The organism is Streptomyces sp. NPDC086549 (genome assembly GCF_044746205.1).
Lineage (GTDB): Bacteria > Actinomycetota > Actinomycetes > Streptomycetales > Streptomycetaceae > Streptomyces.
Window position 1 is genome coordinate 133,524 of sequence record NZ_JBIVBS010000018.1, and the last position, 26,822, is coordinate 160,345.

At 70.8% G+C, this 26,822-nt stretch carries 25 protein-coding genes and 1 pseudogene; 18 read left to right on the forward strand and 8 right to left on the reverse strand.

What is annotated here, in order from left to right:
• Positions 1-149: 149 nt before the first annotated feature.
• Positions 150-281 (forward strand): annotated as a pseudogene (locus ACIPSA_RS40725) (helix-turn-helix domain-containing protein); the annotation flags it as partial.
• Between the two features lie 99 nt (positions 282-380).
• On the opposite strand, the gene ACIPSA_RS40730 reads toward ACIPSA_RS40725, so the two are convergent.
• Positions 381-1,181 (reverse strand): VOC family protein, encoded by an 801-nt coding sequence (locus ACIPSA_RS40730; protein WP_402644513.1) that lies wholly within the window; start codon positions 1,179-1,181, stop codon positions 381-383.
• 321 nt (positions 1,182-1,502) lie between these two features.
• On the opposite strand from ACIPSA_RS40730, the gene ACIPSA_RS40735 reads away from it, so the two are divergent.
• The gene (locus ACIPSA_RS40735) at positions 1,503-2,354 is read left to right on the forward strand and encodes a sulfurtransferase (protein WP_402644515.1); all 852 of its coding nucleotides are present in this window, start codon (positions 1,503-1,505) and stop codon (positions 2,352-2,354) included.
• Positions 2,355-2,471: 117 nt separating this feature from the next.
• On the opposite strand, the gene sepH is transcribed toward ACIPSA_RS40735, so the two are convergent.
• The 3 genes from sepH to ACIPSA_RS40750 form a co-directional block, all read right to left on the reverse strand.
• The gene (gene sepH, locus ACIPSA_RS40740; protein ID WP_402644518.1) at positions 2,472-3,503 is read right to left on the reverse strand and encodes a septation protein SepH; all 1,032 of its coding nucleotides are present in this window, start codon (positions 3,501-3,503) and stop codon (positions 2,472-2,474) included.
• 457 nt (positions 3,504-3,960) lie between these two features.
• Positions 3,961-5,280 carry a D-arabinono-1,4-lactone oxidase gene (locus ACIPSA_RS40745; protein ID WP_402644521.1) on the reverse strand — a complete coding sequence of 440 codons (1,320 nt, stop codon included), beginning with the start codon at positions 5,278-5,280 and terminating at the stop codon, positions 3,961-3,963.
• Positions 5,240-6,478 carry an MFS transporter gene (locus tag ACIPSA_RS40750; RefSeq protein WP_402644524.1) on the reverse strand — a complete coding sequence of 413 codons (1,239 nt, stop codon included), beginning with the start codon at positions 6,476-6,478 and terminating at the stop codon, positions 5,240-5,242. The genes ACIPSA_RS40745 and ACIPSA_RS40750 overlap by 41 nt, the downstream gene beginning before the upstream one ends.
• A 130-nt stretch (positions 6,479-6,608) precedes the next feature.
• Here ACIPSA_RS40750 and ACIPSA_RS40755 point away from each other — a divergent pair, with 130 nt between their 5' ends.
• Positions 6,609-7,736: a ferrochelatase gene (locus ACIPSA_RS40755; RefSeq protein ID WP_402644526.1), complete on the forward strand. Its 1,128-nt coding sequence runs from the start codon at positions 6,609-6,611 to the stop codon at positions 7,734-7,736.
• An 8-nt stretch (positions 7,737-7,744) separates the two neighbouring features.
• Positions 7,745-8,560, forward strand: a complete 816-nt coding sequence (locus ACIPSA_RS40760; protein ID WP_402644529.1) for an inositol monophosphatase family protein — start codon at positions 7,745-7,747, stop codon at positions 8,558-8,560.
• Positions 8,561-8,783: 223 nt separating this feature from the next.
• Here ACIPSA_RS40760 and ACIPSA_RS40765 read toward each other — a convergent pair whose 3' ends face one another.
• Positions 8,784-8,957 (reverse strand): hypothetical protein, encoded by a 174-nt coding sequence (locus ACIPSA_RS40765; protein ID WP_402644532.1) that lies wholly within the window; start codon positions 8,955-8,957, stop codon positions 8,784-8,786.
• A gap of 416 nt (positions 8,958-9,373) precedes the next feature.
• Here ACIPSA_RS40765 and ACIPSA_RS40770 point away from each other — a divergent pair, with 416 nt between their 5' ends.
• The 4 genes from ACIPSA_RS40770 (at position 9,374) to ACIPSA_RS40785 (ending at position 13,003) form a co-directional block, all read left to right on the forward strand.
• Positions 9,374-10,027, forward strand: coding sequence for a response regulator transcription factor (locus ACIPSA_RS40770; RefSeq protein WP_003993508.1), 654 nt, complete (start codon positions 9,374-9,376; stop codon positions 10,025-10,027).
• 5 nt (positions 10,028-10,032) lie between these two features.
• Positions 10,033-11,283, forward strand: coding sequence for a sensor histidine kinase (locus tag ACIPSA_RS40775; protein WP_402644535.1), 1,251 nt, complete (start codon positions 10,033-10,035; stop codon positions 11,281-11,283).
• 450 nt (positions 11,284-11,733) lie between these two features.
• Positions 11,734-12,030 (forward strand): DUF4193 domain-containing protein, encoded by a 297-nt coding sequence (locus tag ACIPSA_RS40780; protein ID WP_005481602.1) that lies wholly within the window; start codon positions 11,734-11,736, stop codon positions 12,028-12,030.
• Positions 12,031-12,043: 13 nt separating this feature from the next.
• Positions 12,044-13,003: a hypothetical protein gene (locus tag ACIPSA_RS40785; protein WP_402644537.1), complete on the forward strand. Its 960-nt coding sequence runs from the start codon at positions 12,044-12,046 to the stop codon at positions 13,001-13,003.
• A 392-nt stretch (positions 13,004-13,395) separates the two neighbouring features.
• On the opposite strand, the gene ACIPSA_RS40790 is transcribed toward ACIPSA_RS40785, so the two are convergent.
• Positions 13,396-13,863 (reverse strand): DUF3093 domain-containing protein, encoded by a 468-nt coding sequence (locus ACIPSA_RS40790; RefSeq protein WP_402644539.1) that lies wholly within the window; start codon positions 13,861-13,863, stop codon positions 13,396-13,398.
• 58 nt (positions 13,864-13,921) lie between these two features.
• Between ACIPSA_RS40790 and ACIPSA_RS40795 the strand changes: the two genes are divergently transcribed.
• The 9 genes from ACIPSA_RS40795 (at position 13,922) to ACIPSA_RS40835 (ending at position 22,615) form a co-directional block, all read left to right on the forward strand.
• On the forward strand, positions 13,922-14,506 hold the full coding sequence (locus tag ACIPSA_RS40795) for a PaaI family thioesterase (protein WP_402644542.1): 585 nt from the start codon (positions 13,922-13,924) through the stop codon (positions 14,504-14,506).
• 41 nt (positions 14,507-14,547) lie between these two features.
• Positions 14,548-15,102 carry a dUTP diphosphatase gene (gene dut / locus ACIPSA_RS40800; RefSeq protein ID WP_402644544.1) on the forward strand — a complete coding sequence of 185 codons (555 nt, stop codon included), beginning with the start codon at positions 14,548-14,550 and terminating at the stop codon, positions 15,100-15,102.
• Position 15,103: 1 nt separating this feature from the next.
• Positions 15,104-15,865 (forward strand): DUF3710 domain-containing protein, encoded by a 762-nt coding sequence (locus ACIPSA_RS40805; RefSeq protein ID WP_402644546.1) that lies wholly within the window; start codon positions 15,104-15,106, stop codon positions 15,863-15,865.
• Between the two features lie 143 nt (positions 15,866-16,008).
• Positions 16,009-17,199 carry an alginate lyase family protein gene (locus ACIPSA_RS40810; RefSeq protein ID WP_402644549.1) on the forward strand — a complete coding sequence of 397 codons (1,191 nt, stop codon included), beginning with the start codon at positions 16,009-16,011 and terminating at the stop codon, positions 17,197-17,199.
• Between the two features lie 66 nt (positions 17,200-17,265).
• Positions 17,266-17,958, forward strand: coding sequence for an ABC transporter ATP-binding protein (locus ACIPSA_RS40815; protein ID WP_402644551.1), 693 nt, complete (start codon positions 17,266-17,268; stop codon positions 17,956-17,958).
• 144 nt (positions 17,959-18,102) lie between these two features.
• On the forward strand, positions 18,103-20,649 hold the full coding sequence (locus ACIPSA_RS40820) for an ATP-binding protein (protein WP_402644553.1): 2,547 nt from the start codon (positions 18,103-18,105) through the stop codon (positions 20,647-20,649).
• Entirely contained in the window at positions 20,643-21,362 is a 720-nt protein-coding gene (locus ACIPSA_RS40825) for a response regulator (protein WP_402644556.1), read from the forward strand. The genes ACIPSA_RS40820 and ACIPSA_RS40825 overlap by 7 nt, the downstream gene beginning before the upstream one ends.
• 89 nt (positions 21,363-21,451) lie before the next feature.
• Complete coding sequence (locus tag ACIPSA_RS40830; protein ID WP_402644559.1) at positions 21,452-21,850, forward strand: OB-fold nucleic acid binding domain-containing protein; 399 nt, start codon at positions 21,452-21,454, stop codon at positions 21,848-21,850.
• A gap of 3 nt (positions 21,851-21,853) precedes the next feature.
• Positions 21,854-22,615 carry a DUF3159 domain-containing protein gene (locus ACIPSA_RS40835; RefSeq protein ID WP_402644561.1) on the forward strand — a complete coding sequence of 254 codons (762 nt, stop codon included), beginning with the start codon at positions 21,854-21,856 and terminating at the stop codon, positions 22,613-22,615.
• A 146-nt stretch (positions 22,616-22,761) separates the two neighbouring features.
• Here the strand turns inward: ACIPSA_RS40835 and ACIPSA_RS40840 are convergent, their stop codons facing one another.
• Entirely contained in the window at positions 22,762-23,433 is a 672-nt protein-coding gene (locus ACIPSA_RS40840; RefSeq protein WP_402644564.1) for a potassium channel family protein, read from the reverse strand.
• Positions 23,433-24,104 carry an NAD-binding protein gene (locus tag ACIPSA_RS40845; RefSeq protein ID WP_402644567.1) on the reverse strand — a complete coding sequence of 224 codons (672 nt, stop codon included), beginning with the start codon at positions 24,102-24,104 and terminating at the stop codon, positions 23,433-23,435. Before ACIPSA_RS40845 ends, ACIPSA_RS40840 begins: the two co-directional genes overlap by 1 nt.
• Positions 24,105-24,708: 604 nt before the next feature.
• Between ACIPSA_RS40845 and ACIPSA_RS40850 the strand changes: the two genes are divergently transcribed.
• The gene (locus ACIPSA_RS40850) at positions 24,709-26,760 is read left to right on the forward strand and encodes an APC family permease (RefSeq protein ID WP_402644570.1); all 2,052 of its coding nucleotides are present in this window, start codon (positions 24,709-24,711) and stop codon (positions 26,758-26,760) included.
• The last annotated feature ends 62 nt before the right edge of the window (positions 26,761-26,822 follow it).

The following is a 26,822-nucleotide window of genomic DNA, read 5'->3' on the forward strand; positions in this document are numbered from 1 at the left end:
CGTCGCCTACGTCCAGGGGGCCGACGCCCGCAAGAAGGGCTGGGAGGCTGCGAACCGCCCGTACGCGATGAGCGCCACCGGCGCCACCGGGATGTCCCTGATCGCCCCCGAGTTCGACGCCGGCATCAAGGCGTTCACCCTGGGCCCGTATGACGCGGCAGGTCAAGCGGGCGTTCAAGTACCGCTTTTACCCCACGGACGAGCAGGCGGCGGAGCTGTGCCGTACGTTCGGCCGTGTCCGCCCCGTGTACAACAAGGCGCTTGAGGAGCGCACGCGGGCCGTCCTGCCGACCTCTGCCGACTGAGCCGTCGCGGTCGACTGAGATGCCTTGGCGGACAGGCACGTTTCCGCGGACCGAGACGTTTCGGCGGGCCGAGGCTCAGCGCGGGCTCTGGACCACGGAGAAGACCGCCCCCTCCGGATCGGCCACCGTCGCCACCCGGCCGTGCTCGCTGTCGTGCGCCGGCCTCAGGACCTGGCCGCCCAGTCCGGCGACCCGGTGCAGTGTCTCGTCGGTGTCGGCGACCTCGAAGTACGTCAGCCAGTGCGGGCCCCGGTCGCGCCGCAGCGCGTGGCCCATGCCGTGGATGCCGGCGACCGGGCGGCCGCCCACACGCAGCGTCAGGTAGTCGATGTCGGCGGAGACCACCGGCTCCTCCTCGAAGCCGAACACCGTCTTGTAGAACTTGGCGACACTGGCCGTCTCGAAGGTGAGCAGCTCGTTCCAGGCGGGCGTGCCGGGCATGCCGGTGACGGCCATGCCGTGGTGCTCCGTCGCCTGCCAGATGCCGAACACCGCGCCCGAGGGGTCGGAGGCGATCGCGAGCCGTCCGGCCTCGGCCGTGTCCAGGGGGCCCACGCCCACGGTGCCGCCGCACAGCCGCACCGTCTCGGCCATCTGGTCCACGTCGTCCGAGGAGAGGTAGGGCGTCCACGCGATCGGCAGATGGTGGTCCGGTGGCAGCTGGCCGATGCCGGCCACCTCCTGCCCGTCGAGGAGCGCCCGCACATAGGGGCCCAGCTGCTGGGGGCCGGGCTGGAACTCCCAGCCGAACAGCGCGCCGTAGAACTCCTCGGTCGCGGCCAGTCCGTGTGCCATCAGGGTCACCCAGCAGGGTGTGCCGGGCTCGCGCCGAGTGTGCGTGCCGTTCTGGCCGGCCGACCCCCGTGCCTCGGTCATCGTCACTCTCTCCCCGGCCCCTCGCGGTGGCCGTGTCGCTTCCGCTCTCTGGATCGGTGTGCCGCAGCCGCGCGCACGCCCCGTGCCGATGGTCGCACCCTCCGTGACGTCGCGCGCCACGACGGGCGTCGCCGTCGCGCGGCGCTGCCGCGAGGATGCCTGCAGTGCCTTTTCTCTCCTGTTTCCAGGTGATTGCCGCCGGGTGTCCATCGGCTGCACAGCATGTGCCCGATCCCGTACGCCTCGTGATCGAGCCTGTCCGGCCGAGCAGAGTAGTCGTACCTGGACGATGCGGCCACCCCTGACGTAAGGATGGGGGCCATGAAAGCCATCATCACCGCAACCCGACTTGTGCACGACTTGACCGGGGACAACCCGCCGTTGCTCCTCGACGTCCGCTGGCAGCTCAGCCTGGCCAAGGCGGCCGGAGCGCCGGCCTTCGACGGACGGGCCGAGTACGCGGCCGGGCACATTCCCGGCGCGGTCTTCGTCGACCTGGACGCCGAACTGGCCGCGGCCCCGGGGGAGCACGGCCGACATCCGCTGCCGGACACGGCCGAGTTCGGCGCCGCGATGCGCCGTGCGGGCGTGTCCTCCGGCCGACCGGTCGTTGTGTACGACGGCGGGCAGGGCTGGGCGGCGGCCCGCGCCTGGTGGATGCTGCGCTGGACGGGTCACCCGGACGTGCGGGTCCTGGACGGCGGGTTGCCCGCCTGGGAGGGGCAGCTGTCGACGGAGGTGCCCACGCCCGCCGAGGGCGACTTCGTGCCGGCGCCGGGTGCCGTGCGGCTCCTGGACGCGGACGCCGCCGCCGCGCTGGCCCGTTCCGGCGTGCTGCTCGACGCGCGGGCGGGGGAGCGCTACCGGGGCGACGTGGAGCCGATCGACCGGGTCGGCGGGCACATTCCGGGGGCCGTGTCCGCGCCGACGACGGAGAACGTGGGGGCGGACGGGCGGTTCCTGCCCGCCGAGGAGCTGCGGACGCGCTTCAAGTCCCTTGGCGCGTCCGAGGACGCTGAGGTCGGCGTGTACTGCGGCTCGGGCGTCTCGGCGGCCCACGAGGTCCTGGCGCTCGCGGTCGCGGGCATTCCGGCGGCGCTGTACGTGGGTTCCTGGTCGGAGTGGTCCTCCGACCCGTCGCGACCGGTGGCCGTGGGCCCCGACCCCCGGTAGCAGATCCCGGACAAGCCAAAAAAGTCAGAAAGGCCGGAAAGGCCGGAAAGGCTGGAAGAGGGGCCCGGCTCGCGAGCCGCGCCCCTCTTCCGTGCCGTCGTATGACCGACTGCCTTGCTACTCCTGCTTCTTGCGGCGCGTCCCGAACACGATCTCGTCCCAGCTCGGGACGGCCGCCCGGCGGCCGGGGCGGACGCCATCGGCCTCTGCCTGGCGGTCGGTCGCGCCGATGAGCCGGTCGCGGTGGCTGCCGACGGAGCGCGGCATGAGGACGTCCGCGTAGGCGGAACCGGCCGAGGCCGCAGGGGCGGGAGGTTCCTCCGCCTCGGGTTCGTCGACCGGCTCCTCCGGGGCCTCCGCCGGGCGCTCCGGGACCACCAGGTCGCCCCGGAAGCTCGGCACCGCCTCCAACAGGCTGGTCAGCGAATCCCGTTCGCTCGTGCTCTCCTCGACGGGCTCGGACGCCTGCGCCGGCAGACTCGGCCGCTCGCGGTCGAGGGAACGGTCCAGCGGACGGTCACGGGGCAGCCGGGCGATGCGCGGCACGAACGGAAAGCTCGGCTCCGGTGCGGCGAGGTCGTCGGACTCGCCGATCAGCGAGCGCGCCTCGCCGTCGACGGCCTGGACGAGCCGCCGCGGCGGGTCGTACGTCCAGCTCGCCGAGTGCGGTTCGCCCGCGACCCGGTAGACCAGCAGGACCTCCCAGGTGCCGTCGTCGCGGCGCCACGAGTCCCACTGCACGGTGTCCTTCTCCGCGCCGCGCAGCACCAACCGCTCCTGGACGGCCTCGCCCAGCAGCGGACCGGAGTTCTCGCCGGGTCTGCGGACCGGGGTCTTGCGGGCCCGCTCCGCCATGAAGGCGCGCTCGGCGAGCACAGGGCCCTCGAAGCGCCGCACGCGGTCGACGGGGATGCCGGCGAGCTGGGCGACCTCTTCCGCGGTCGCACCCGCACGTATCCGCGCCTGGATGTCGCGGGGGCGCAGATGGCTCTCGACCTCGATCTCGATCTGGCCGAGGCGGGGCCGGTCACCGCGTACGGCGGCACGCAGCCGTTCGTCGATCGGAAGCGTGTACTCCGTGGAGTCGGCAGCCTTCAGCACCAACCGTGTGCCGTCATTCGAGACGGCCACGACACGCAGTTCGGGCATGGGGACCTCCCGGGTGGTGCCTGCCGACGTCACGTGCGTCGCTGCTTCCGCTAGTCGAGTGTGGCCTGCCCGGGTGCAGCCTGCCACAACCTTGCCGAGTTGCCCGGCGTGTCGGGCGTGGGCCCAGGGCCGCCGTTATGGCACGGTTACCTATTCGCAACGCTAAGTGACCAAAGCTGTCACCCTGTGCAACTAGCCCCCTCCCGGCGGTCCTGCAGGGCCGTGGACACCCTGACGGGAGGCCCGGCCCAAGGCTCGCAACAGTACTCCATTTGGGCCACGTGCGCGGATTGGCGCGCCGCCCAACTTCTGGCAAGGGACGGGACTTGGCCGTCCGCAAGCGGATTTCCGTGATCGTGAACGTGGCGTTCTTCACGCAATCGCCAGAAGTGGAACCGGCACTTCCGGGTGCAGGTCCCCTTTTAGGCCCCTATTGCCGCCCCTGTTCGACCCCTGTTCACGCCCCCAGAACCCTCCGCAAGTAGTCGTTCTGGAACCGCCGGTCAGGGTCGAGGCGGTCCCTCAGGGTGGTGAACTCGCCGAAGCGCGGGTAGACCTCGGCGAAGTACTCCGCGTCCCGGGTGTGCACCTTGCCCCAGTGCGGCCGCCCTTCGTGCGCGGTGAAGATGCGCTCGGCGGCGGTGAAGTACGCCTGATACGGCGTGCCCTTGAACATATGGACGGCGACGTACGCGCTGTCCCGGCCGGACGCGGTGGACAGGGTGATGTCGTCGGCCGGGGCGGTGCGGACCTCCACCGGGAAGCTGACCCTGAGGGGCGAACGGTCCACCATCGACTTGAGTTCCCGCAGCGTGTCCACCAGCGCCTCGCGCGGGACGGCGTACTCCATCTCCACGAACCGCACCCGTCGCGGCGACGTGAAGACCTTGTAGGGGATGTCCGTGTACGTCCGGGCGGACAGCGCCCGGCTGGAGACCTGGGCGATCGTAGGGACCGTCGCGGGCACCGTCCGGCCGACCCACTGGGCCACCTGGAAGACGCCGTTGGAGAGGAACTCGTCCTCGAACCAGCCGGCCAGCTGCCCCACCGGCTGCTCCGGGCCCGCGCTGCGGTTGTTCCGCTTGGTGTTGGTGCTCCCGGTGTGCGGGAACCAGTAGAACTCGAAGTGCTCGTTCTCGGCCCAGAGTTCGTCGAACTCGGCGAGCACCCGGTCGAAGGGCATCGGCTCCTCGCGGGCCGTGAGCAGGAAGACGGGCTCCACGGCGAAGGTGATCGCGGTGACGATCCCCAGCGCGCCCAGGCCTATTCGGGCGGCCGCGAAGACCTCCGGATTCTCCTTCTCGGAACAGGTGAGCACCGAGCCGTCGGCCGTGACCAGCTCCAGACCCCTGATCTGGGCGGCGATGGAGGCGGAGTCGCGGCCGGTGCCGTGGGTGCCGGTGCTGGTGGCCCCGGAGACCGTCTGCTCCATGATGTCGCCCATGTTGGTGAGCGACAGACCCTCGCGCGCCAGGGCCATGTTGAGTCTCTTGAGCGGGGTGCCGGCCTCCACCGTGACGGTCATGGCCGTGCGGTCGATGTTGCGGATGCCGGTCAACAGTTGAGGGCGGATCGACACGCCGTCGGTGGCGGCGATGGACGTGAAGGAGTGCCCGGTGCCGACGGCCTTCACCGTCAGGCCGTCCTCGGCGGCCCGGCGCACGGCCGCCGCCAGCTCCTCCACGGAAGCGGGCGTCACCTCCCGGGCGGGACGGGCGACGACGTTGCCTCCCCAGTTACGCCACGTGCCGTTCTTCCCGCTCGCTGTGCTGCTCAACGGTGCCTCCCCGACCCGTGGCCGGCCTGCTGAGCCGGCGGTACCCGAGGAAACCGACCGCGACCGCGACGGTCCCGGACACGACCGGAACCCCGTACCCGGCGCGCGCGCCGGCCGCGTCGATCACCCATCCGGCCACGGAGGAGCCGACGGCGACCCCGACCGCGAGGCCGGTGCTCACCCAGGTCATCCCCTCGGTGAGTTTGGCGCGAGGTACGTGCTCTTCGATGAGGGACATCGTCGTGATCATCGTCGGCGCGATGGACAGGCCCGCAACGAACAGCGCCACGGCCAGAAGCGGCAAGTTTCCGACCAGTAGGAGGGGGATCATACTCACGGCCATCGCGCATATGCCCAGCAGCCACCGGCGTTCGGGCGCCCCCGCGAAGCGCAGCAGCCCGAAGACGACCCCGGCCAGGCAGGAACCCGCCGCGTACAGCGCCAGGACGACGCTCGCCGCGCTCTTGTGGCCGTGCTCGTCGGCGAAGGCCACGGTGACCACGTCGACCGCTCCGAAGATCGCCCCCGTGGCCACGAAGGTGGCCACCAGGACCTGGAGTCCGGGGGAACGCAGCGCCGATCCGGCGCCGTGGTGCTCCCGCGGGTGCGGCTCCGGCTCGGTCGCGTGCTGGGCCGTCAGCCAGAACACACCGGCGGCCAGGAAACAACCTGCCAGCAGCGGCCCCGCCTCCGGGAACCAGGCAGTGGACAGTCCGATGGAGATGATCGGTCCGAAGATGAAACACACCTCGTCCACCACGGACTCGAACGAGTACGCAGTGTGCAGTTTCGGCGTGCCCCGGTACAGAGCCGCCCAGCGGGCCCGGATCATCGCGCCCAGGCTCGGCACGGAGCCGATTCCGGCGGCGCAGACGAACAGCACCCAGTCCGGCCACCCGTAGTACGCGGCGAGCAGCAGTCCGGCCGCCGCGGCGAGCGCGACCAGCGTCGCGGGACGCAGCACCCGGCGCTGCCCGTGCCGGTCCACCAGCCGGGATATCTGCGGCCCGATCGCCGCGGCGGCGAGCGCGATGGTCGCCGACAGCGCGCCGGCGAGCCCGTACCGCCCGGTGAGCTGGGAGATCATCGTGACCACGCCGATGCCCATCATCGACAACGGCATCCGGCCGAGGAAGCCCGCGGCGGAGAACGCCTTGGTGCCTGGAGCGTCGAACAGGGCGCGGTAGGGGCTGGGCACGCGGGTCTCCGTAAGGTGTGAAGAGAGTCGTTACAGCTTACGGGTTAGGTAACCCTAACGCACTGCCCCGAACCGGACTCGTCACCCTGCTGTTTCCCGGCCGTCAGTGCCGGGTGGCAGGATCGGACCCATGCCAGACGCGCTCGATGCCACCCCCTACGACGCCCTGCTCCTGCTCTCCTTCGGCGGCCCGGAAGGCCCGGACGACGTGGTCCCGTTCCTGGAGAACGTGACGCGCGGGCGCGGCATCCCCAAGGAACGCCTCAAGGAAGTCGGGCAGCACTACTTCCGGTTCGGCGGGGTCAGCCCCATCAACGCCCAGAACCGCGCCCTGCTGGACGCCCTCCGCAAGGACTTCGCCGAGCACGGCCTGGACCTGCCCGTCTACTGGGGCAACCGCAACTGGGCGCCCTACCTGACCGACACCCTGCGCGAGATGGTGGCCGACGGCCACCGCCGCATCCTGGTCCTGGCCACCAGCGCCTACGCCTCCTACTCGGGCTGCCGCCAGTACCGCGAGAACCTCGCGGACTCGCTGGCCGCGCTGGAGGCCGAGGGCCTGGAGCTGCCGAAGATCGACAAGCTGCGGCACTACTTCAACCACCCCGGCTTCGTCGAGCCCATGATCGACGGAGTCCTGCGCTCCCTCGCCGACCTCCCCGAGGACGTCCGCGACGGCGCCCACATCGCCTTCACCACCCACTCCATCCCGACCTCCGCCGCCGACACCTCCGGCCCGGTCGAGGACCACGGCGAGGGCGGCGCGTACGTCGAGCAGCACCTGGACGTCGCGCAGCTGATCGCCGACGCGGTCCGCGAGCGCACCGGCGTCGGCCACCCCTGGCGGCTCGTCTACCAGTCCCGCTCCGGCGCCCCACACATCCCGTGGCTGGAGCCCGACATCTGCGACCACCTGGAGGCGCTGCACGAGGCGGGCGCCCCGGCTGTCGTCATGGCCCCCATCGGCTTCGTCTCCGACCACATGGAGGTCCTGTACGACCTCGACACCGAGGCCGAGGCCAAGGCCGAGGAGCTGGGCCTGCCGGTGCGCCGTTCGGCCACCGTGGGCGCCGACCCGCGGTTCGCCGCCGCGGTCCGCGACCTGATCCTGGAGCGCGCCGGGGCCGAGAGCGGCCGGGAGGTCACGCCGTGCGCCCTGGGCACGCTCGGTGCGAGCCACAACCTCTGCCCGGTCGGCTGCTGCCCCGCCCGCGCCCCCCGCCCCGCCGCCGCGGGCACCGACAGCCCCTACGCGTGAGGAGCCCCGTGACCGACGCCCCGCATTCCGACCTTCTGCGGCTGGCCCAGGAGGCCGCCCGCCGCGCCGGCGAGCTGCTGCGGGACGGCCGCCCGGCCGACCTGACGGTCGCCGCCACCAAGTCCAGTCCGATCGACGTCGTCACCGAGATGGACATCGCGGCGGAGAAGCTGATCACCGACCTGATCGCCGGGCACCGCCCCGACGACGGCTTCCTCGGCGAGGAGGGCGCCTCCATCGAGGGCACGAGCGGCATCCGCTGGGTCATCGACCCGCTGGACGGCACGGTCAACTACCTGTACGGGCTGCCCACCTGGGCGGTGTCGATCGCCGCCGAGCAGGACGGGGAGACCGTCGTAGGGGTCGTCGCGGCCCCGATGCGCGGCGAGACGTACCACGCGGTACGCGGCGACGGCGCTTGGGCCACCGGCGCCTGGGAGGGTGAGCGCAGGCTGGCGTGCCGCCCCGCCCCGCCCCTGGACCAGGCCCTGGTCTCCACCGGTTTCAACTACGTCTCCGAGGTCCGCGCCCACCAGGCCGAGGTCGCCGCGAAGCTGATCCCGCTGCTGCGCGACATCCGGCGCAGCGGCTCGGCCGCGGTCGACCTGTGCGACGTGGCCTGCGGCCGGCTTGACGGGTACTACGAGCGGGGACTGAACGCCTGGGACGTCGCGGCAGGCGACCTGATCGCCCGAGAGGCGGGCGCGCTGACCGGCGGACGCCCCGGAGAACGCCCCGCACGCGATCTGACGGTCGCGGGCACCCCGGGCGTCTTCGAGCCCCTCCAGCGGCTCCTGGAGGACTTCGGCGCCTGGCACGACTGACACCACCCACGCAACGATCGAGAACGCCCACCGTCCGGCTCAGCCGCACCCCGTCCAACAGCGCTCACCCCGGCCAACGGCGATCACCCCGGCCAACAGCCAGGGCCCACCAACGCCCACCGTCTCGACACCGGCTTGGGCACCCCGTAGGCGAACGAGCCAAAAAAAAAGGGGGGCCCCGGCGCTGGATTCGCCGGGGCCCCACTGGCGTACTGCGGGTCGATCAGACGCGTGACGCGGTGACCTCCACACCGTGTTCGGCGGCGAGGCGGCGCAGGTCGTCGAGTTCTCCCTGCTCCACCTCGACGAGGAAGTCGTCGCCCTCGTCACGAGCCCGCGTCAGGTCGGACTCGGTCGCCTTTATGCGCTGCAGAAGTCCTGTGGTGAATGCGTCCATGCTGCGCCCCCTCGTCCTGGGTCGTGGGTCGGTGGCACGGGGGTGTGCCGTTCGGAAGGGGCGATCACGTCTCCTGCGGGTGCCCAGCGCTGCCCCTGCTGGGCGGCGACGGTGCCGGACACCCAAGCCCGCTCTGCGGAAAAGCGGATCGCGACGTACCGCATGGTGTTGCGGCACATGCAGAGCGTGATCGCGGGGTGTAAAGCCGTCCTCCCCCCGCTCCCTTCCGTGGAAACCTCAACCGGAAGAGAAAATCTCGCATTCCCGGCCCTGCACGCTCGATCCGTCCGGTCGGTACCCGTCTTACCGCCGACTTATGGCCGAAAAGGGCAGGATGGAGGTCACACCCTACGAAGACCCCTGCCCGCGCGCGCCCACGGTGCGCTACGCGGGTGGACACAGGAAGGACAAGCGACGTGCGCGTACTCGTCGTCGAGGACGAGCAACTGCTCGCCGATGCGGTGGCCACCGGACTGCGCCGGGAGGCCATGGCCGTCGACGTCGTGTACGACGGTGCGGCCGCCCTGGAGCGCATCGGCGTCAACGACTACGACGTGGTCGTCCTCGACCGCGACCTCCCGCTCGTGCACGGCGACGACGTCTGCCGAAAGATCGTCGAGCTCGGCATGCCCACGCGCGTGCTGATGCTCACCGCCTCCGGCGACGTCAGTGACCGCGTCGAGGGTCTGGAGATCGGCGCCGACGACTATCTCCCCAAGCCGTTCGCGTTCAGCGAGCTCATCGCGCGCGTGCGCGCCCTCGGCCGGCGCACCAGCGTCCCGCTGCCGCCCGTCCTGGAGCGTGCCGGCATCAAGCTCGACCCCAACCGTCGCGAGGTCTTCCGTGACGGCAAGGAGGTCCAGCTCGCGCCCAAGGAGTTCGCCGTCCTGGAGGTGCTGATGCGCAGCGAGGGCGCGGTCGTCTCCGCGGAGCAGCTTCTGGAGAAGGCCTGGGACGAGAACACGGACCCGTTCACCAACGTCGTGCGCGTGACGGTCATGACCCTGCGCCGCAAGCTGGGCGAGCCGCCCGTCATCGTCACCGTTCCCGGCTCGGGCTACCGGATCTGATGGCCGTGGCCGCGACACCGACACCCGCGCCCGCGCAGGCGCCGCCGAAGCCCACCTGGGACCCCCGTAGGCCGGAGCCCCCGTTCCCCTGGCTGCGCCCGACCATCCGGATACGGCTCACGCTGCTGTACGGCGGCATGTTCCTGATTGCCGGCATCCTGCTGCTGTCGATCATCTATCTGCTGGCCGCGCAGGCGATCAACACGGGGAACCAGCCGCCGTTCAAGATCGTGAGTTTTGACCAGCTCAAGGTCTCCAGCGTCGAGTGCCCCGCGATCAACGGGAGCCTGCTTCTGCCCGACTTCAACGACGCGATCAGCCGGTGCATCGACCACCAGCGCCAGGTGGCCCTGGACGACCTGCTCAGCCGCTCCCTGCTGGCCTTGCTCGGTCTCGCGATCATCGCGTTCGCGTTCGGCTACGCGATGGCGGGCCGCGTGCTCTCCCCGCTCGGCCGGATCACCCGCACCGCGCGCGCGGTGGCCGGCTCGGACCTGTCCCGCCGTATCGAGCTGGACGGTCCGGACGACGAGCTGAAGGAGCTGGCGGACACCTTCGACGACATGCTGGAGCGGCTGCAGCGTGCCTTCACCGCGCAGCAGCGCTTCGTCGGGAACGCCTCGCACGAGCTGCGGACCCCGCTCGCGATCAACCGCACGCTCCTCGAAGTGCACCTGTCCGATCCGAACGCGCCCGCGGAGCTGAAGCAGCTCGGCAAGACGCTGCTGGCGACCAACGAGCGCAGCGAACAGCTCGTCGAGGGCCTGCTGCTGCTCGCCCGCAGCGACAACCAGATCGTCGAGCGCAAGCCTGTCGACCTCGCCGAGGTCGCCTCGCAGGCCGTCGACCAGGTGCACGCCGAGGCGGAGGCCAAGGGCGTGCGGATCGAGGGCGAGCGCAAGCCGGCGGTCGTCCAGGGCAATGGCGTCCTGCTGGAGCGGATCGCCCTGAACCTGGTGCAGAACGCGGTGCGCTACAACGTCCCCGAGAACGGCTGGGTCGAGGTCGCCACCGAGATCGAGCACGGGCAGGCGGTGCTGACCGTCGCGAACACCGGACCGGTCGTGCCGGCGTACGAGATCGACAACCTCTTCGAGCCCTTCAGACGGCTCCGTACGGAGCGAACGGGCAGCGACAAGGGTGTGGGCCTCGGCCTGTCGATCGCGCGGTCCGTGGCGCGCGCACACGGCGGCCATATCGTGGCACGGCCGCGCGAGGGCGGTGGGCTCGTGATGCGGGTCACCCTGCCGTTGTGATGCGCAGCGTGATGCCCAGTGCGGTGCCGAGAGTGGTGCAAAACTGATCACAACTGATCGTGTCGCCGACACACACGGGGATGTTCGCTTTGCGCGGAATTTTCGGGCAGCCCGACGGGGTTCCCCGTGTGTGATCGATCACATGGGCGGATTTCAGGCCATCTACTCTCCGTGATCATGACTGTAGGCGGAAAGCCGGGAAAATCCGGGTTTTCGGGGGTCTTGATCACGGGAAGTACACGGTGAGACGCCTTTGAGGTGCGGCATTCGGACCGTGTACGGTCCCCATCGCCATCCAAGCCGATCACTCTTGAGGAGTCCGGTTGGGTGTCGATTGAGTAACAGACCTTGATGTGAGGCAAAATCTCCGCCTCGGGTCGGGCACAAGTCCGGCCTCTCACGCGTTACGTGCGCTGGAGACACCGCAGACACCCAGAGGGGGAGAGCGACATGGCAACCGATTACGACACTCCACGCAAGACCGACGACGACGTCGACTCGGACAGTCTCGAAGAGCTGAAGGCCAGGAGGAACGACAAGTCGACCTCCGCGGTGGACGTCGACGAGTTCGAGGCCGCCGAAGGTCTTGAACTGCCCGGCGCCGACCTTTCGAACGAGGAGCTGGCCGTCCGTGTGCTGCCGAAGCAGCAGGATGAGTTCACCTGCATGAGCTGCTTCCTGGTGCACCACCGCAGCCAGCTGGCCCGCGAGAAGAACGGTCAGCCGATCTGCCGCGACTGCGACTGAGGACGGGTCGGCCGTGACTGGCTCGACCCCTCCTCGGAAGCGCCGCTTCCGTCTTCCGGGAGCGGACCAGGGGCCGTCCGACGGTCCCACGCGCGCACGTGACGACGAGCGGGGCTCATCCGGTACGGGAGCCTCGCTCGAACCGGCGGCCGACCGGGGTGACCTCCCGGCATCGGCCCCGCCGGTCGCGCCCGTCGCAGGGACGGAGGCGCCCCCCGCTCGAGCGGAGCCGAGAGCTCGGGGGAGGGCCTCCGTCGTCCGGGACAAGGCGCGGGACATGGCCCGGGAAGGCGTCCGTAAGGGCGGCAGCCGCGCCCGGGCGGGCCTGGGGTACCTGGCGGACCGGATCATCGAGATAGCGCCTCGGATCCCCGTACGGGACCTCGGCGCGCTGCGCAGACAGTTCCCGGGTCTTGGGCCCGAGGAGCTCGCGGACAAGCTCGTGGCGGGCGCGGCCAACGGGACCTCGACGGTCGGGGCCGGTGTCGGCGCCGCCGCGATGCTGCCGATACCGCCGGCCATGCCGACCGAGATGGCCGCGGAGATCACCGGCGTGGCGGCGATCGAGCTGAAACTGATCGCCGAACTGCACGAGGTCTACGGCGTACGGCCGCCAGGCGGCCTCAAGGACCGCAGTGCCGCGTATCTGGCCTCCTGGTCGGGGGAGCGCGGGATCGACGTGACGAAGCCGTCGACGTACGACCGCGCCCTCGGCAGCCAGATGAAGCGCGAGCTGCGCCAGCAGATCATGAAGCGGATGGTGCGCGATCTGCCCAACCTGATGCCGTTCATGGTCGGCGCGGCGGTCGGGGCGGTCATGAACCGCCGGGACACCAGGAAGCTCGCGGCACACGTCCGCTCGGACCTCCGCAAGATCCAGGTTCCGTGGGACGCCCTGCCCCCACTGCCGCCGCTGGAGCCTCCGGCGGAACCGCTGACGATGGGGGAGATCACCAAGGAACTCGGCCACTGACGCTCCGCCTTCGACCCGGCACCACCCACACGCGCACCACCCACACGCGCCGCCCGCCGTGCCCGGCCGCCCATCACAGCGGGCACAGTGGGCCCGACCGAGATGCCGAACCCGACTCCGCCGCGCCGCCACGCGTCGCCGACGGTCGCTCGCCCCTCTCGGACCGGGCCGACCGGCCCCGGGGCAGGGCCCAGAGCCCAGGGTCTGTCCGGTGGATCGGAACCATGCCGCAGACGCCGGTCCGGCACGCCCTCCCCCAAGCTCTCGACCGCGCTGCGGCAGGGAACCCCATGGCCCCGCCCGCCTGGTTTGATGCGGCGCCCTCGCATTCCCCGCGGCCTGGTCCGCCGGACAAGCCCTTGGCGGGCCCCGGGCCGGCCCAGGGGCCCGCCCTAGGCCGCGGTCGCTTCCCGGGCCGCCTTGATCGCCGCGGCCAGCCTCTCCGGCTCCCTCGTCGACAGGTACAGGTACGGCGTCGGGTCGTCCGGGTCGGTGACCTCGACGCGCAGGGCCATGGGGATGTAGGCGCGCAGGAGGAGGAAGGCGCGGGTGTCGGCCTTGAAGGTGCGCCAGGCGCGGGCCTCCTCCGGGTCCAGGATCTCCGATTCGCCCAGGGCCGACACCGGGATCTTGGCCTCGCCCGCGATCAGGGAGTCCCCCACGACGCGGATGCGGACCGAGCCGTACGCGCTGGCGACCACCGCGGCGGCCGCCGTGCCGCCCACCAGGCCGCCCAGCAGCGGAAGGGGGCCGAACGGGAGCAGGATCAGGGCGAACGAGACCCCGACCAGGAAGCTGATCAGCCACCAGGAGCGGGGGGCGGTGAGGCGTTCTTCGTAGGGGGTGGCGGAGAGCTGCATGGAGCCAAGCTTGGCACGGTGTCCGGATCCCGCCGACGCGCGGGTAAGGTCTGCGGCTGTGAGTGGTAGTTCCGCAGGTCTCAAGCCTCCCGCCGATGCCGTGAAACCGGTGCGGCACCCTGATGCTCCCGCGCCCGGTGAGCTTCTCGGTGCTCACTACGAACACTGTTTCGGATGCGGCCACGAGCAGTCGCACGGGTTGCATCTGGAGGCACGGGCCGGTGAGGGCGTCTCCCTCACGGCCGAGTTCACCGTGCAGCCCGCCCACCAGGGCGCCCCGGGCCTCGCGCACGGCGGCGTGCTGGCCACCGCCCTCGACGAGACCCTCGGTTCGCTCAACTGGCTGCTGCGGACCATCGCCGTCACCGGGCGGCTGGAGACGGATTTCGTGCGGCCGGTGCCCGTGGGGACGACGCTGTACCTGGAGGCCGAGGTGACCGCCGTCGCCGGGCGGAAGATCTACTCCACCGCCACCGGGCGGATCGACGGTTCCGACGGGCCCGTCGCCGTCCGTGCCGACGCCCTCTTCGTCGAGGTCGCGGTCGAGCACTTCGTCAACAACGGCCGCAAGGAGGAGATCCGGGCGGCCATGAGCGAGCCGGACCAGATCCGGCGCGCCCGCGCCTTCGAGGTGAACCCGTGAGCCCCGTGGGCCCCGTGAGTCCTGTGAGTGCCGTGAGTCCAGTGAGTCCAGTGAGTCCCCTGAACGTACTGATCCGCCGCGTCGACCCCGACGTACCGCTTCCGGCATACGAGCACCCCGGTGACGCGGGAGCCGATCTGCGGACGACGCAGGCGTGCGAGCTGAAGCCGGGGGAGCGGGCCGTGCTGCCCACGGGAGTGTCGATCGCCCTCCCGGAGGGGTACGCGGCCTTCGTGCACCCCCGGTCGGGTCTCGCCGCCCGCTGCGGTGTCGCCCTCGTGAATGCCCCGGGGACGGTCGATGCCGGGTACCGTGGGGAGATCAAGGTGATCGTGGTGAATCTCGACCCGCGCGAGGCTGTGCGGTTCGAGCGCTTCGACCGGATTGCCCAACTGGTCGTCCAGCAGGTCGAGAGGGTCCGCTTCCAGGAGGTCGCGGAACTTCCCGACTCGGCGCGGGCCGAGGGGGGCTTCGGGTCCACCGGCGGTCACGCCGCGGTGGGCGACGTGAGCGGCACAAGCGGTCAGGCCGCCGAAGGCGGTCGGACGGGTGGGAATCGATACGCTTCGGTCGTATCCGACCGGGAAGGACAGTGACGTGTTCGGACGTCGCAAGAAGAAGGGTGCCGCCGAGGACGCGGCCGGCGAGGCCGAGCAGGTCGTCGACAGCGTCGACACCGAGGCGGACGAGGAAGAGGGCGAGCGCGAGCGCGTTCGCCTCGAGCCGGAGCCCCGGCCCGACGGGCCCTGGGACGACTCCGAGGTGCGCGAGCCCGGGGAGGGCCGCGTGGACCTCGGTGGTCTGTTCGTGCCCGGCGTGGACGGCATGGAGCTGCGGGTGGAGGTCGCGGGCGACGCGATCGTCGCGGCGACCGTCGTGCTGCGCGACAGCGCCATCCAGCTGCAGGCCTTCGCCGCGCCCAAGCGCGAGGGCATCTGGGGTGAGGTGCGCGAGGAGATCGGCACCGGCATCACCCAGCAGGGCGGCATCGTCGACGAGGTCGAGGGCCCGCTGGGCTGGGAGCTGCGGGCCCAGGTGCCGGTGCAGCTCCCGGACGGCACGGGCGGCTTCCAGGTCGTGCGGTTCGTCGGTGTGGACGGCCCGCGCTGGTTCCTGCGCGGTGTGATCTCGGGCCAGGGCGCGGTGCAGCCGCAGGCGGCCGGTCTGCTGGAGCAGATCTTCCGGGACACGGTCGTGGTCCGTGGCGAGGGCCCGATGGCCCCCCGCGACCCGATCGTCCTCAAGCTGCCGAACGACGCCCAGATGGTCCCCGAAGGCGTCCAGCAGGAGGAGTCGTCGCGCTTCTCCGGTGGCATGGGCCAGCTGCAGCGCGGACCGGAGATCACCGAGGTCCGCTAGGCGCCACGCTCGGCCGAGCGGTTCAAGGGCCGCACCCCGGACACGGGGTGCGGCCCTTTCGCATGCGTGACCCCTTGACGGGTGATTGGTCCGTACCTATGGTCTCCGGCCAACGCCTGTGTTCACAAAGGCGCTCCGTGTTCATGTACGAGAACGGAGTCACCGTGCGCCGAACCGCACTGCCAGCAGTTGTGGCCTCCCTGCTACTGGGCGCCTTAGCGGCCCCCGCCGCCCACTCCGCCCCCACCGCCTTCGCCCACCCCGGCGTCACCGTCTCCCAGGGCCAGCTGGACTTCGCCCGCACCAAGGTCCTGGCCGGCGCCCAGCCCTGGAAGGGCGCCTACGACCAGATGCTGGCGAGCAAGTACGCCGACCTGAACCGCACCCCGAAGCCCCGCGCCACCGTCGAGTGCGGCCCGTACTCCAATCCGAACTACGGCTGCACCGACGAGCGCGAGGACGCGATCGCCGCCTACACCGACGCCCTCGCCTGGTACATCAGCCGGGACGCCCGCTACGCCCAGAAGGCCATCCAGATCATGGACGCCTGGTCGGCCACGATCACCGGTCACACCAACAGCAACGCGCCCCTGCAGACCGGCTGGGCGGGCTCCTCCTGGCCCAAGGCCGCCGAGATCATCAAGTACACGTACACGGGCGGCTGGGCCAACTCCGGCCGCTTCGCGACCATGCTCCGCAACGTCTACCTCCCGGTCGTCATCAAGGGCTCCAACTCCAACGGGAACTGGGAGCTGTCGATGATGGAGGCCGCCGTCGGCATCTCCGTCTTCCTGGACGACAAGACGTCGTACGACACGGCCATGGCCAAGTTCCGCACGCGCACGGCCGCATACGTCTACCTGTCCTCCGACGGCTCCGTGCCGAAGACCGTGCCCAGCCAGAACCTCGACACCACCGCCAAGATCGTCGCCTACTGGCAGGGTCAGTCGACCTTCGTCACCGGGCTCACCCAGGAGACCTGCCGGGACTTCGTCCACACCGGGTACGGCATCTCCGCGATCTCGCACGTCGCCGAGACCAGCCGGATCCAGGGCCAGGACCTGTACGGCACCGACGTCGGCGAGCGGCTGCGGCAGGCGCTCGGCTTCCAGGCCAAGTACCAGCTCGGCGCGGCCGTCCCGAGCTGGCTGTGCGGCGGCTCCCTCACCCTGGGACTCGGGCCGGTCACCGAGGTCGGCTACAACGCGCTGCACAACCGTCTCGGCATCGCCATGACCAACACTCAGACCCTGACCGTGGACAACCGCCCGGCGGGCAGCAACAACCTCTTCGTCGCCTGGGAGACCCTCACCCACGGCGACAACGCCGGCTGATCCGAAACCATTGAACGGCCGGGCGTCCGACGGCGATACTGGCGTCCGGCCCACGGGGGAGGCGACATGAGCCGAGTGGTCACCGAGACCATGGTGCGCGTCGAGAACGTCCACAAGTCGTACGGTCACGGTGCCGCCGCCGTGCACGCCCTGCGCGGCGTCTCCTTCGAGGTCCCGCGCGGCGAGCTCGTCGCCCTCAAGGGGCGCTCGGGATCCGGCAAGACCACGCTCCTGAACATCGTCGGCGGGCTCGACACCCCCGACCAGGGGCGGGTCGCGGTCGACGGGCGCGACCTGGCGGAGCTCGGCGAGAGCGGCCTGCTGGAGCTGCGCCGGGACCGGATCGGCTTCGTCTTCCAGTCCTTCGGGCTCATCCCCATCCTCACGGCCGCCGAGAACGTCGGCGTGCCGCTGCGGCTGCGCCGGGCCGACCCCCGCGAGCGCGAGGAGCGCGTCGAGCTGCTGCTCTCCCTCGTCGGCCTGGCCGACCACGCCGCCCAGCGGCCCGGCGAACTCTCCGGCGGCCAGCAGCAGCGCGTCGCCATCGCCCGCGCCCTCGCCAACCGCCCCGCACTGCTCGTCGCCGACGAGCCGACGGGCCAGCTGGACGCCGAGACCGGTCACGCCGTGATGGAGCTGCTGCGGGCCGTCGTCCACAGCGAGCAGGTCACCGCGCTGGTCGCCACGCACGACGCCACGCTGCTCGACCTGGCCGACCGGGTGCTGGAACTGGGCGACGGGGAGATCGTCGAGCACTGAGCCGTGCGGCACGGCGCGGCACATCGCCGCACATCAGGGTTGCGTCAAAGATGCCTGCTCCTCGACCCCCTGCCCCATTCGCCGGGATTGTTGGCCGTAAGGTCGACGCTGCGTAGGGAGCAGTAACCGGAAGACAATGGGGCCATGGCACGCGGCAAGCTTCGGATCTACCTCGGTGCGGCACCGGGCGTCGGCAAGACCTACGCGATGCTGTCCGAGGCGCACCGGCGTGTCGAGCGGGGCACCGACTGCGTGGTGGCCTTCGTGGAGCACTACGGCCGGCCGCGCACCGAGGTGATGCTGCACGGCCTGGAGCAGGTCCCGCTCAGGGAACTGGAGTACCGGGACGCCGTCTTCGCCGAGATGGACATCGACGCCGTCCTCCGTCGCGCGCCCGCCGTCGCCCTGGTGGACGAACTCGCCCACACCAACATTCCGGGCTCGCGCAACGCCAAGCGCTGGCAGGACGTGGAGGAGCTGCTGGCCGCCGGGATCGACGTGGTCTCGACGGTGAACATCCAGCATCTGGAGTCGCTCGGCGACGTCGTGGAGTCGATCACCGGCGTACGGCAGCGGGAGTCCGTGCCGGACGAGGTGGTCCGGCGGGCGGACCAGATAGAGCTGGTCGACATGTCGCCGCAGGCGCTGCGGCGCCGCATGGCGCACGGCAACATCTACAAGTCCGACAAGGTCGACGCGGCGCTCTCGAACTACTTCCGGCCGGGCAACCTCACCGCCCTGCGGGAGCTGGCCCTGCTGTGGGTCGCCGACCGGGTCGACGAGTACCTCAAGCAGTACCGCAGCGAGCACCAGGTCTCGGCGATCTGGGGTTCGCGGGAGCGGATCGTGGTGGGCCTGACCGGAGGGCCCGAGGGACGGACGCTGATCCGGCGGGCCGCGCGCCTGGCGGAGAAGGGCGCCGGCGGTGAGGTGCTCGCCCTCTACATCTCCCGCAGCGACGGCCTGACCGCCGCGTCCCCGAAGGAACTCGCCGTCCAGCGCACCCTCGTGGAGGACCTCGGCGGCACCTTCCACCACGTCGTCGGCGACGACATACCCACCGCCCTGCTCGACTTCGCGCGCGGGGTCAACGCCACCCAGATCGTCCTCGGCTCCTCACGGCGCAAGGCGTGGCAGTACGTCTTCGGGCCCGGTGTCGGCGCCACCGTCGCCCGGGAATCGGGGCCCGACCTCGATGTGCACATCGTCACCCACGGAGAGGTGGCCAAGGGGCGCGGACTCCCCGTGGCACGGGGCGCACGGCTCGGCCGGGCCCGGATCATCTGGGGCTGGGCCGTCGGACTGGCCGGCCCCGCCGTCATGGCGGTGCTGCTGGACACCGTGAACCTGGGCCTCGCCAACGACATGCTGCTGTTCCTGACCCTGACGGTCGCGGCGGCCCTGCTCGGCGGGCTCCTCCCGGCTCTGGCCTCGGCGGCCTTCGGCTCGCTGTTGCTGAACTACTTCTACACACCCCCGCTGCACCGGCTGACGATCGCCGACCCGAAGAACATCGTCGCCATCGTGATCTTCTTCGGGGTCGCGGTGTCCGTGGCCTCGGTGGTGGACCTCGCGGCCCGGCGCACCCACCAGGCGGCCCGGCTGCGCGCCGAGTCGGAGATCCTCTCCTTCCTGGCCGGCAACGTGCTGCGCGGCGAGACCAGCCTGGAGGAGGTCCTGGAGCGGGTCAGGGAGACCTTCGGGATGGAGTCGGCGGCCCTGCTGGAGCGGGCGGGCGAGGTCGAGCCGTGGACCTGCGTCGGCCGTGCCGGACTCGGGCCCGCGCTGGAGCGGCCGGAGGACGCCGACGTCGACGTGCCGGTCGGCGACCACCTGGCACTCGCGCTGACGGGCCGGGTGCTGCCCGCCGAGGACCGCCGGGTGCTGGCCGCCTTCGCCGCGCAGGCGGCCGTCGTGCTGGACCGCAGGCGCCTCCAGGAGGAGGCCGACCGGGCCCGCGCGCTGGCCGAGGGCAACCGCATCCGCACCGCGCTGCTGGCCGCCGTCAGCCACGACCTCCGTACGCCCCTGGCCGGCATCAAGGCGGCGGTCTCCTCGCTGCGGTCCGACGACGTGGCGTGGTCCGAGGAGGACCAGGCGGAGTTCCTGGAGGGTATCGAGAAGGGCGCCGACCGGCTCGACCACCTGGTGGGCAACCTGCTCGACATGTCCCGTCTGCAGACCGGCACGGTCACCCCGATCGTCCGCGAGATCGACCTCGACGAGGTGGTCCCGATGGCGCTGGGCGGCGTACCCGAGGGCAGCGTGGACCTGGACGTCCCCGAGAGCCTGCCGATGGTCGCCGTCGACGCCGGACTCCTCGAACGCGCGGTGGCCAACCTGGTGGAGAACGCGGTCAAGTACAGCCCGCCGGGCGAGCCCGTGCTCGTCTCCGCCAGCGCCATCGCCGACCGGGCCGAGGTGCGGATCGTGGACCGGGGGCCGGGCGTCCCGGACGAGGCCAAGGAACGCATCTTTGAACCCTTCCAGCGCTACGGCGACGCCCCTCGCGGGGCCGGGGTCGGCCTCGGCCTGGCGGTCGCGCGCGGCTTCGCCGAGGCCATGGGCGGCACCCTCGACGCCGAGGACACGCCCGGCGGCGGTCTCACGATGGTCCTGAGCCTCCGCGCGGCAGGATCGCGTACCGGACAGCTCACACCCGTACAACCGGAAAGGCAGCCCACATGCTGAGCCCGACCGGGGGTTCCCCCCAGACCCCCACGAGGGTGCTCGTGGTCGACGACGAGCCGCAGATCGTGCGCGCCCTCGTGATCAACCTCAAGGCGCGCAAGTACGAGGTCGACGCGGCCGCCGACGGTCGCACCGCCCTCGAACTGGCCGCCTCCCGTCACCCCGATGTGGTGGTTCTGGACCTGGGCCTGCCCGACATGGACGGCGTCGAGGTGATCAGGGGCCTGCGCGGCTGGACACGGGTGCCGATCCTGGTGCTCTCGGCCCGGCACACCTCGGACGAGAAGGTCGAGGCGCTCGACGCGGGTGCCGACGACTACGTGACCAAGCCCTTCGGCATGGACGAGCTGCTGGCCCGGCTGCGGGCCGCCGTGCGCCGGGCCGAGCCCGTCGCCGCAGGCGGCGAGGACGACGTCCTGGTGGAGACCGGGGGGTTCACCGTGGACCTCGCCGCGAAGAAGGTCAACCGGGCCGGGAAGGACGTACGGCTGACCCCGACCGAGTGGCACCTGCTGGAGGTGCTGGTGCGCAACACCGGCCGCCTGGTCAGCCAGAAGCAGCTGCTGCAGGAGGTGTGGGGGCCGTCGTACGGGACGGAGACGAACTACCTGCGCGTGTACATGGCCCAACTGCGCCGCAAGCTGGAGGCGGACCCGTCGCACCCCAAGCACTTCATCACGGAGCCGGGGATGGGGTACCGGTTCGACAGGTGAGCTGCGGGGGCGGACACGGATACGGATACGGATTCGAGTGGTAGGGCCGTGGGTACGTTGCCGTCAGTGCTCCCCGGTACGCTTCAGATATGAGTGCTGTTCCTCGTTCCGAAAAGCCGGTGGGCCGTTTCCGGCGCATGCTCGACCGGCTTTCCTCGTCCCAGGAGGACCTGGAGTCCGAGGAGCTGCGGGAGGACGCCGACATAGCGGGCTGTGTCCGGATCGGTGACTGCCACGACCGGCAGATCGTCACGGTTACTGGTACCTTGCGCACGGTCACCCTGCGGCCGCGTGCCGGAGTCCCGGCCCTGGAGGCCGAGCTGTTCGACGGCTCCGCCGCCCTGGACGTGGTGTGGCTCGGCAGGCGTTCCATCGTGGGGATAGAACCGGGGCGCAGGCTGATCGCGTCGGGCCGGATCTCCATGAGCCGGGGCCGCCGTGTGTTGTTCAATCCCAAGTACGAACTGAGACCCCTCGGACGGGAGTAGCCCGTGACGTCACTCGACAAGCCGACCGAAGACACCACTCAGCAGGACGACGCCAGGGCGGTGACCGAGGCCGCGCTGTTCGAGGCGTTCGGCGGTGTCCGGGGCATGGTCGAGACGGTCCTGCCCGGACTGCTCTTCGTCACCATCTTCACGATCAACAAGGACCTGCACTGGTCCGCGATCGCCGCGCTGGCCGTGTCGCTCGTCCTGGTCGTGGTCCGGCTGGCGATGAAGGACACCGTCAAGCACGCCTTCAGCGGTGTCTTCGGCGTCGCCTTCGGTGTGGTCTTCGCCATGTTCACCGGCAATGCCAAGGACTTCTACCTCCCCGGCATGCTGTACACGCTGGGCCTGGCCCTGGCGTACATCATCACGACCCTCGCCGGCGTTCCCCTGATCGGCCTCATCCTCGGCCCGGTGTTCAAGGAGAACCTCTCCTGGCGCACCCGCAACCCCGGCCGCAAGAAGGCATACGCCAAGGCCAGTTGGGCCTGGGGCCTGATCCTCCTCGCCAAGTGCGCGATCCTCTTCCCGCTCTACTGGTGGGCGAACACGGCTCAGCTCGGCTGGGTCCTGATCGCCCTGAAGATCCCGCCCTTCCTGCTCGCGGTCTGGCTGACCTGGGTGTTCCTCGCCAAGGCGCCCGCGCCGATCGACGTCTTCGCGGAGATGGAGGCGGAGGAGAAGGCCGAGGAGGAGCGCAAGGCGGCACTGGCGGCGGTGCAGGGCGAGACGACGAGTGGACGTCACCGGCGCGAGACGTGATCCGGCACTGGTGTCCACGTCCGCGGGGGCTGCGCCCCCGGGCCCCCCGTCGGCCTGGCGGCCTCGTCCTCAAGCGCCGGACGGGCTGATGAAGAAGGGCGCCCTGGAAGCCAGGGCGCCCTTCACCGTCGTACCCGTCGAAACGGTCAGCTCTCTTCGCGCCGCACCGACAGCAGGTCCTCCAACTGCTCCTCCCGGGCCTGAGCGGCCACGAACAGGAGCTCGTCGCCCGCCTCCAGGGAGTCGTCCTTGGTGGGGGTCAGGACTCGGGTGCCGCGGATGATCGTGACCAGAGAGGTGTCCTCGGGCCACTCGACCTCGCCGACCTGGGTGCCGGCCAGGGCCGACTCCTCCGGGAGGGTCAGCTCGACGAGGTTGGCGTCGCCGTGGCTGAAGCGGAGCAGGCGGACCAGGTCGCCGACGCTCACCGCCTCCTCGACCAGGGCGGACATCAGACGCGGCGTGGAGACGGCCACGTCGACGCCCCAGGCCTCGGTGAACAGCCACTCGTTCTTGGGGTTGTTCACCCGGGCCACGACGCGCGGGACGCCGTACTCCGTCTTGGCGAGCAGCGAGACGACCAGGTTGACCTTGTCGTCGCCCGTGGCGGCGATCACCACGTTGCAGCGCTGGAGCGCCGCCTCGTCCAGGGACGTGATCTCACAGGCATCGGCCAGCAGCCACTCGGCCTGCGGAACGCGCTCGACCGAGATGGCGGTCGGCGCCTTGTCGATCAGCAGGACCTCGTGGCCGTTCTCCAGCAGTTCGCCGGCGATCGAACGGCCGACCGCACCGGCACCGGCAATGGCGACCCTCATCAGTGACCGCCCTCCTCTTCGGGGCCCCCGGCGAACGCCGCCTCGACCTTCTCGACGTCGTCCGGCCGCATCATCACGTGCACGAGGTCGCCCTCCTGCAGCACCGTCTGCGAGGTGGGCAGGATCGCCTCGCCGAGGCGGGTGAGGAACGCCACACGGACGCCCGTCTCCTCCTGCAGCTTGCTGATCTTGTGGCCCACCCACTTGGGCGAGGCGTGCACCTCGGCGAGCTGGACGCCGCCGGTGGGGTCGCGCCACAGCGGCTCCGCGCCGGAGGGCAGCAGGCGGCGCAGCATCTGGTCGGCGGTCCAGCGGACCGTCGCCACGGTGGGGATGCCCAGGCGCTGGTAGACCTCCGCGCGGCGGGGGTCGTAGATACGGGCCGCGACGTTCTCCACGCCGAACATCTCGCGGGCCACGCGCGCGGAGATGATGTTCGAGTTGTCACCGCTGGAGACCGCGGCGAAGGCGCCGGCCTCCTCGATGCCCGCCTCGCGCAGCGTGTCCTGGTCGAAGCCGATGCCGGTGACCCGGCGGCCGCCGAATCCCGGGCCCAGCCGGCGGAAGGCCGTGGGGTCCTGGTCGATCACGGCGACCGTGTGGCCCTGTTGTTCCAGGGTCTGGGCAAGAGCGGAGCCCACTCTTCCGCAGCCCATGATGACGATGTGCACGGTCTTACCCCGCACTCCTCGCTAGGCCGCTGACTTGCGTGAACGCAGTGCTCATATCCTTCTCTCGGCTCGCCGGGGCAACGGGTCGGGGGACCTGTTTCGCGGTCCACCAGGCAACATCATGCCGGGGAATCCCCCGTGTGATCCCCCGCGGGTACGGATCGCCACCCGTGTGTGCCCAAGTCCACCGTAACCGCAGGGACCGACAGCCCGGCTCGGGCCTCCGGGGAGCCTGCACCGCGCGGGTGAGGGCCCCGCGGACGGCTCGGCGGCGCCGTCCGCCCCCGGGCGCGCCGCGGACCGGGACCCACAGCCCGCGACGTGCCCGGGGCAGCACCGGATAGGTCGGCGCCCCGAGTGATGCTGCGCACGCTCATCAAGGTCAGGATTCCGAGGCCGACGAGGGCGGCCGCTGCGCCGATGAGCTCTGCGGTCGCGGGCATGGAACCTCCGAGGGGCGGCGACAGGCGGGGCTTGCCATCTAGGCACGGTGAGCGCGCCGACCACGGAATCCGCAGTTCCAGTCGGGTTCGATTTCACTCTTGAGGCAGATCGTGAGACTCGGGTGGGCGACAGCCAGTTCGAAGGCCTACCATGCTCAGTCGTGTCCAAACTGACCGACGTGCCCAAACGGATCCTGATCGGGCGCGCTCTGCGCAGTGACCGGTTGGGGGAAACCCTCCTGCCGAAGCGCATCGCACTCCCCGTCTTCGCCTCCGACCCGCTGTCCTCCGTGGCCTACGCCCCGGGAGAGGTGCTGCTGGTCCTGTCCATCGCGGGCGTGTCGGCGTACCACTTCAGCCCCTGGATCGCGGTCGCGGTCGTGGTGCTGATGTTCACCGTCGTCGCCTCCTACCGGCAGAACGTCCACGCCTATCCGAGCGGCGGCGGCGACTACGAGGTGGCCACCACCAACCTCGGCCCCAGGGCCGGACTCACCGTCGCCAGCGCGCTGCTGGTCGACTACGTCCTCACCGTCGCCGTCTCCATCGCCTCCGGCATCGAGAACCTCGGCTCCGCGGTCCCCTTCGTCGTGGAGCACAAGGTGCTCTGCGCGACCGTGGTGATCGTGCTGCTGACGCTGATGAACCTGCGGGGCGTGAAGGAGTCGGGCAAGCTCTTCGCGATCCCGACGTACGTGTTCGTCGGCGGCGTCTTCATCATGATCGCGTGGGGTGCGTTCCGCGGCCTGGTCCTCGGCGACACCATGCACGCACCGACCGCCGACTACCACATCAAGGCCGAGCATCAGGGCCTGGCGGGCTTCGCCCTCGTCTTCCTGCTGCTGCGCGCCTTCTCCTCCGGCTGTGCCGCGCTCACCGGCGTCGAGGCGATCTCCAACGGCGTGCCCGCCTTCCGCAAGCCCAAGTCCAAGAACGCGGCGACCACGCTCGCGATGATGGGCCTGCTGGCCGTGACCATGTTCTGCGGCATCATCGCCCTGGCCATGGCGACCAAGGTCCGCATGGCCGAGAACCCGGCCACCGACCTGATCCACAACGGTGTCCCGATCGGCTCCGGCTACGTCCAGAACCCGGTGATCTCCCAGGTCGCCGAGGCCGTGTTCGGCAAGGGCAGCTTCCTGTTCATCGTGCTCGCCGCCGCCACCGCCCTGGTCCTGTTCCTCGCGGCGAACACGGCGTACAACGGCTTCCCGCTGCTCGGCTCGATCCTCGCCCAGGACCGCTACCTCCCGCGCCAGCTGCACACCCGCGGCGACCGCCTCGCCTTCTCCAACGGCATCGTGCTGCTCGCGGGCACGGCGGCCCTGCTGACCGTCATCTACGGCGCCGACTCGACCCGGCTGATCCAGCTGTACATCGTCGGCGTGTTCGTGTCCTTCACGCTCAGCCAGACCGGCATGGTGCGGCACTGGAACCGCCACCTCGCCGTCGAGCAGGACCAGGCGAAGCGCCGCCACATGGTCCGCTCCCGCGCGATCAACGCCTTCGGCGCCTTCTTCACCGGCCTGGTGCTGGTTGTCGTCCTCGTCACCAAGTTCACGCACGGCGCCTGGGTGGCCCTGCTCGGCATGGTCATCTTCTACGCGACGATGACCGCGATCCGCCGCCACTACGACCGCGTGTCCGAGGAGATCGCCGCCCCCGAGGGCCCGAGCGACGACAGTGTGCGGCCGTCCCGCGTCCACTCCGTCGTCCTCATCTCCAAGATCCACCGCCCCACCCTGCGCGCTCTGGCCTACGCCAAGCTGATGCGCTCGGACACCCTGGAGGCGCTCACCGTCAACGTCGACCCGGCGGAGACGAAGGCGCTGCGCGAGGAGTGGGAGCGGCGCGGCATCGACGTACCGCTGAAGGTGCTGGACTCGCCGTACCGCGAGATCACGCGGCCGATCATCGAGTACGTCAAGGGCCTGCGCGCCGAGTCCCCGCGTGACGCGGTCTCGGTGATCATCCCCGAGTACGTGGTCGGCCACTGGTACGAGCACCTGCTGCACAACCAGAGCGCCCTGCGGCTCAAGGGCCGTCTGCTGTTCACAGCGGGCGTCATGGTCACCTCGGTGCCGTACCAGCTGGAGTCCTCCGAGGCGGCCAAGCTCCGCGCCCGCAAGCGGCAGGAGTGGAGCGCGCCGGGTGCGGTGCGCCGCGGTCCGGCCGAGCAGCAGCGGGCGAAGGAGCCCAGCGGCCGGGACTGAGGGGTGCGGGTGACGACGTAGACTGGTGGGCTGTTGTACGCCCCTCGATCTGGAGTCACCCC